This window comes from Parasphingorhabdus sp. (genome assembly GCF_036964675.1).
Classification (GTDB): domain Bacteria; phylum Pseudomonadota; class Alphaproteobacteria; order Sphingomonadales; family Sphingomonadaceae; genus Parasphingorhabdus.
In genome coordinates, this window is record NZ_JBALTF010000001.1 from 1 (window position 1) to 5,812 (window position 5,812).

A 5,812-nucleotide genomic window follows, 5' to 3' on the forward strand; every position below is an offset into this window, starting at 1 on the left:
CACCCGGAACTGGGTTGGGGTGGTGGCGATGCGCCAGCATCGCTCGCGTCAGCGAAAAGCGGTGAAATGGAGATGTTGGAATGAAAACGCAAAGGCAGCGCTCAACCGAGAGAAACCACCCCAACCCCTCCTTTGAAAAGGAGGGGCTAAAAGTGATGATTGGTGCGAAAAGCCCCTCCGTCATTGCGAGGAGCGGAGCGACGCGGCAACCCAGTGCGTCGCTCACCTCTCTGGATTGCTTCGCTGCGCTCGCAATGACGACCATATTCCTTCACCTAGAATCACTCACAGCGGAATATTATCATGCTTCTTCCAAGGGTTCTCCAACTGCTTGTTGCGCAGCTTCCGTAGCCCCAGAGCCACTCTCCAGCGGGTAGAATGCGGCTTTATCACTTCGTCGATAAAGCCCTTTTGCGCCGCGATAAACGGGTTGGCAAAGCGCGCTTCATATTGCGCCGTACGCTCGGCGATTTCTTCTGGCGTCTTGCCGCGGAAGATGATCTCGACTGCGCCTTTGGCGCCCATCACGGCGATTTCAGCGGTCGGCCAGGCATAGTTGAGATCACCGCGCAGATGCTTGGACGCCATCACGTCATAGGCGCCGCCATAGGCCTTGCGGGTGATGATGGTGATTTTCGGTACCGTCGCCTCGGCATAAGCAAAGAGCAGTTTCGCGCCGTGCTTGATGATGCCGTTATGCTCCTGTGATGTGCCGGGCAGGAAGCCGGGGACGTCGACCAGAGTGACAATCGGAATATTGAAAGCATCGCAATAGCGGACAAAGCGCGCTGCTTTCTTGGACGCGTTGATGTCGAGGCAACCGGCTAGCACCATCGGCTGATTGGCGACCACACCGACGGTGGAACCTTCCATCCGGCCAAAGCCGCAGATGATATTGCCCGCGTGGGCGGGCTGGACTTCAAAGAAATCGCCTTCGTCGACCATCTTGCGGATGACTTCATGCATGTCATAAGGCTGGTTGGCATTGGCCGGGATCAGCGTATCGAGGCTTTCCTCAAGCCGGTCCCATGGATCGGCGGTCGGCCGTTCGGGCACTTCTTCACGGTTCGACAGCGGCATGAAGTCGATAAAATCGCGCGCCGACAGCAATGCTTCGATATCATTTTCATAAGCGACATCGGCGACGCTGGTCTTGGTCGTGTGCGTTATCGCTCCGCCCAGTTCTTCCTGCGTCACAATCTCGTTGGTCACGGTCTTGACCACATCAGGCCCGGTGACGAACATATAGGAGCTATCCTTCACCATGAAGATGAAGTCGGTCATCGCCGGGGAATAGACCGCGCCGCCAGCGCAGGGACCCATTATCAGGCTGAGCTGCGGGATCACGCCGCTGGCCAGAACATTGCGCTGGAACACGTCGGCATAGCCGCCGAGCGAGGCCACGCCTTCCTGAATACGCGCGCCGCCGCTGTCATTAATACCAATGACCGGAGCGCCGACTTTCATCGCATTGTCGAGAACCTTGCAGATTTTCTCGGCATGGCGTTCGGAGAGCGAGCCGCCAAAGACCGTGAAATCCTGGGAAAAGACATAGACCAGACGGCCGTTGATCGTGCCGGAACCGGTGACCACGCCGTCGCCCGGGATATGCTGCTCATCCATGCCGAAATCGACGCAATTATGTTCGACATACATGTCGATTTCTTCGAACGATCCTTCGTCGAGCAGGATATGGATCCGCTCGCGCGCGGTCAGCTTGCCCTTGGCGTGCTGGGCGTCAATGCGCTTCTGCCCGCCGCCGAGCATGGCTTCGGCCCGTTTGGCTTCCAATTGTGCGATTATGTCTGACATGCATCCCCCGGCTGTGAATCACTTGGTGCGATAGGCCCTAGCCAATGCACAGCGGGTTAGGCAATCGTCAATAGTAATTAATCACGCGATTAAACCTGAGCTATGTCCGAGCATGCCGTAGCGTCAGCCTATTTGAACAGCACGAGCTCCTCAGCCATGCTCGGGTGCAGCGCGACGGTATCGTCAAATGCCTGTTTGGTAAGACCGGCTTTCACCGCGATTGCCGCCGCCTGCAATATTTCCGGGGCATCGGGGCCGATCATGTGCAGTCCGAGAATCTTCTCGGTCGGATGCTCGACGATCATCTTGTAGAGGCTGCGCTCCGGTCGGTCGGCAAACACGTTGCGCATCGCCCGGAAATCCGACGAATAGACCTTGATATTGCCATATTGTTCCCGTGCTTCGCTTTCGGTCAGGCCGACCGATGCAATGGGTGGCTGGGAGAATACCGCCGAGGGGATATTGTCATAATCGACGGTGCGCGGGTTATCGCCGAAGACGGTATCGGCAAAAGCCTGGCCTTCGCGGATCGCAATCGGGGTCAGCTGGACGCGGTCCGTCACATCACCGACAGCATAGATATTGTCGACATTGGTCTGGCTATATTCATCGACGATGATTGCATCCTGATCATTGGTTGCAACACCGGCATGCTCCAGGCCAAGTCCTTCGATCTTGGGCCGTCGTCCGGTCGCGGCCAATACCACATCTGCGCGCACCGGTGCGCTCTTGCCGTCCATATAAACGTCCAAGGCTCCGTCTTCGCGCTTTTCGATCTTGTCGAAGGCACAATTGAACTTGAAGCTTATGCCCTTGGCCAGCGATATCTGGATCAGCCGGTCGCGGACGCTTTCATCATAGCCGCGCAGGATGATGTCGGACCGGTTCACCACCGTGACTTCGCTGCCCAGCCCGTTGAAAATTCCGGCAAATTCATTGGCAATATAACCGCCGCCGGAAATGATGATCGCTTCGGGCAGTTTTTCGAGATGGAACATCTCGTTCGAGGTCGACATATGTTCGCTGCCCGGAAAATCAGCCACGGCGGGCCACGCGCCGACCGCGATCAAGATATATTTTGCGGTCACGATCTTGCCGCTGGCCAGCTTGATTTCATGCGGTCCGGTCAGTTCGGCCCGTTCGAGAATGATCTCGACGCCGTGATTTTTCAGCGTGTCGGTATAGGCATTGTTCAGCCGGTCAACATCCTTGAGAATATGATCGCGCAGGGTCGGCCAGTCGAATTTGGCATTTTCCCAGGTCCAGCCGAAATTCTTGCCATCTTCCAGATCTTCCGAAAAATGGGAGCCATAGACCAGCAACTTCTTGGGCACGCAGCCGCGAATGACGCAGGTCCCGCCAACCCGATATTCCTCGGCCACCGCGACTTTTGCGCCATAGGACGCCGAAACCCGTGCGGCCCGTGTTCCGCCGGAACCTGCTCCGATAACGAACAGGTCATAATCATATTCAGCCATCTATATTTCCTTGTTCAGGCTCCGAAGGCCCGCTTTTTGAGTTCTTCGGTCGAAGCGTCCAACCGGTTACCATCTTCGGCCGCCAGCTTGCCCGCCATTTGTTTGCCCAGTTCGACGCCAAATTGATCGAATGGATTGATATTCAATAATGATGCATTCACAAAAGTACGCTGCTCGTAAAAAGCCAGCAACGCACCCAATGTTCGTGCATCGAGGTCTTCCAATAATATGGTGACCGATGGTCTGTCACCCGGATAGTTTCGATGACTGTCATCGGATTTTTTACCCGCCATCAGCGCAGCGCCCTGGGCGAAGCAATTGAGCAGCAGGCCATTATGATGGGCCGGACTGAGGGAATTTCCCGGTTCGATGACCGCGAGAAACTCAACCGGTACCAGATGGGTGCCCTGATGGAGCAGCTGAAACACCGCATGCTGGGCGTCGGTGCCAACGCCGCCCCAGACGATCGGACTTGAATGGAGCGAAAGCGGCTGACCATCCAGCGTCACGGATTTGCCGTTGCTCTCCATTTCGAGCTGCTGGAGATAATCGGGAAGCAGGTTCAGGCGCTCGTCATAGGCAAAGACCGCGCGCGTCTCGCATCCGCGAACTTGCGTATAATATTGATCGGCAAAGGCGGCGAGCACGGGAATATTTTCTGCCCAGGGAGTATCGCGAAAATGCTCGTCCATGGCCGCAGCACCGGCCAGCAAATCTTCGAACACATCATAGCCGAGCGCCAGGGCGACGCTGAAACCGATAGACGACCATAAGGAATAGCGCCCGCCGACGGTTTCGGAAAAGGGCAGGATGCGTGTTTCATCGACGCCCCATGATACCGCTTGGTCCGGATCGGCGGTCAGCGCCACCACCTGCCCCAGCGGATCGGCGACGCCCTGCTCGCGCATCCAGTCGAGCACCGTTTGCGCGTTCAGCAGCGTTTCTGCGGTGGTGAATGTCTTGGAAGCGATGACGAGCAAGGTCTTGCCAGCATCAAAACGCTCCAGCACCGGTTCAAGGGCGACGCCGTCGATGTTGGACACAACCGCGAGATCATATTTTTCATCACCGAGTTTCAGCGCCTGATGCAGCATTTTGGGGCCCAGAGCGGAGCCGCCAATGCCAAGATGGATGATCTGGGTAAATTCGCCGAGAGCGCCGGAATCAATGACCTCGATCAGGCCTTTCATCCGTTGGTGCAGCGCCTTTGCATGGCCGACGCTCGCCGCGTTGCCGATGCCGCGTTCGGCACAATGTTCGGCGGCCCGGCCTTCGCTGATGTTGATCGGTTCGCCCGACAATAATGCCTTCACTTTTACCGATAGCCCGACATCATCCGCCAATTTTTGAAAGGCCGCCACGGCAGCCAGGTCGAGATGGGTTTTTGAAAAATCGAAATAGAGGCCCGCATGCTCCATTCCGAAATTGGCAACCCGATTGTCATCTTCATTGAACAGCTGGTTTAGCGAGGCTTGCGGTAGCGCCTTGATCGTCTGCCAATGGTCTGAAGTCATTCAATCATCCAATCTTTCCGTAAGCCGCCCCGCCCTATCCCCCGGATAGGCTGGCCTCAAGTTGAAAATCGCAGCCGATGGCAGATCGCAAGAAATCTTGACGCCACAGCCAATGTCGGCGAAGGGGCGCCATGGCGCGAAATAAAGCAGAACGATCGGAAACCCGCGACTTTGTCGCGTTCCTTGTAAAACTGGCTCTATTCGTCTTGATATTGCGCAGTTTCATTGTCTCGCCATTCAATATTCCCTCAGAGTCGATGCAGCCGCGTCTGGTTGTCGGCGACTATCTGCTGGTCGCAAAATGGCCCTATGGCTTCTCCAAATATAGCCTTCCCTTCAGTATTCCCCTGTTTCCCGGCCGCGTATTGCCCCATTCACCGACGCCGGGTGATGTCGTGGTGTTCAAGGCTCCGCCAAACGCCCATGAAGATTATATCAAAAGAGTGATCGCTCTTTCCGGCGACATAGTTCAGGTCAAAAAGGGTATTGTCTCGATCAACGGCACGCCCGTCGAACGTGAACAAATAGCGGATTTTGAACATCCTGTTACGCCCAATAGTCCCTGTTACCGTGACGAGTTTGAAGAGGCAGGAGGAAATGGTACAAGGATCTGTCGTTATCCCCAGTTTCAGGAAACGCTGCCCAATGGAGTTACCTATCGTATTCTGGATATCTACGAGGATTCCGAAGGCGACAATACGCAGGCCTTCGTCGTACCGGAGGGCCATATGTTTTTGATGGGTGACAATCGGGACCGCAGCGCCGACAGCCGCTTTCCGGCGCAAGAAGGTCAGGCTATCGGCATGGTGCCGGAAGAAAATCTGGTCGGCGAGGCTCTGGTTTCAGTCTTCTCAACCGATGGTTCGGCCGAATGGATCAAGCCCTGGACATGGTTTACCGCCGCGCGCTGGCACCGCATCGGAGAAAGATTTTGAGCGGTTCGGACTTTCTCGACTGGATTGCGGAGATCACCAATAAACGGCCTTTGACTCCAGATCTCTATATCCG

At 56.0% G+C, this 5,812-nt stretch carries 5 protein-coding genes; 1 reads left to right on the forward strand and 4 read right to left on the reverse strand.

The window, feature by feature from the left end:
* From V7665_RS00005 to pgi, 4 genes are all read right to left on the reverse strand, one after another.
* Positions 1-265 (reverse strand): hypothetical protein (locus V7665_RS00005; protein ID WP_335662485.1); only part of this gene is annotated, 265 nt, incomplete at its 3' end.
* Positions 266-285: 20 nt separating this feature from the next.
* The gene (locus V7665_RS00010) at positions 286-1,812 is read right to left on the reverse strand and encodes an acyl-CoA carboxylase subunit beta (RefSeq protein WP_335662486.1); all 1,527 of its coding nucleotides are present in this window, start codon (positions 1,810-1,812) and stop codon (positions 286-288) included.
* A gap of 128 nt (positions 1,813-1,940) precedes the next feature.
* Entirely contained in the window at positions 1,941-3,290 is a 1,350-nt protein-coding gene (gorA, locus tag V7665_RS00015; RefSeq protein WP_335662487.1) for a glutathione-disulfide reductase, read from the reverse strand.
* A 14-nt stretch (positions 3,291-3,304) separates the two neighbouring features.
* On the reverse strand, positions 3,305-4,804 hold the full coding sequence (gene pgi, locus V7665_RS00020) for a glucose-6-phosphate isomerase (RefSeq protein ID WP_335662488.1): 1,500 nt from the start codon (positions 4,802-4,804) through the stop codon (positions 3,305-3,307).
* 131 nt (positions 4,805-4,935) lie between these two features.
* Here pgi and lepB point away from each other — a divergent pair, with 131 nt between their 5' ends.
* The gene (lepB, locus tag V7665_RS00025) at positions 4,936-5,739 is read left to right on the forward strand and encodes a signal peptidase I (protein ID WP_335662489.1); all 804 of its coding nucleotides are present in this window, start codon (positions 4,936-4,938) and stop codon (positions 5,737-5,739) included.
* Positions 5,740-5,812 lie beyond the last annotated feature (73 nt).

Bases quoted from the DNA above. Each gene is read 5' to 3' on its own strand.
- V7665_RS00010 (WP_335662486.1), bottom strand. From the start codon at position 1,812: ATGTCAGACATAATCGCACAATTGGAAGCCAAACGGGCCGAAGCCATG.
- gorA (WP_335662487.1), bottom strand. From the start codon at position 3,290: ATGGCTGAATATGATTATGACCTGTTCGTTATCGGAGCAGGTTCCGGC.
- pgi (WP_335662488.1), bottom strand. From the start codon at position 4,804: ATGACTTCAGACCATTGGCAGACGATCAAGGCGCTACCGCAAGCCTCG.
- lepB (WP_335662489.1), top strand. From the start codon at position 4,936: ATGGCGCGAAATAAAGCAGAACGATCGGAAACCCGCGACTTTGTCGCG.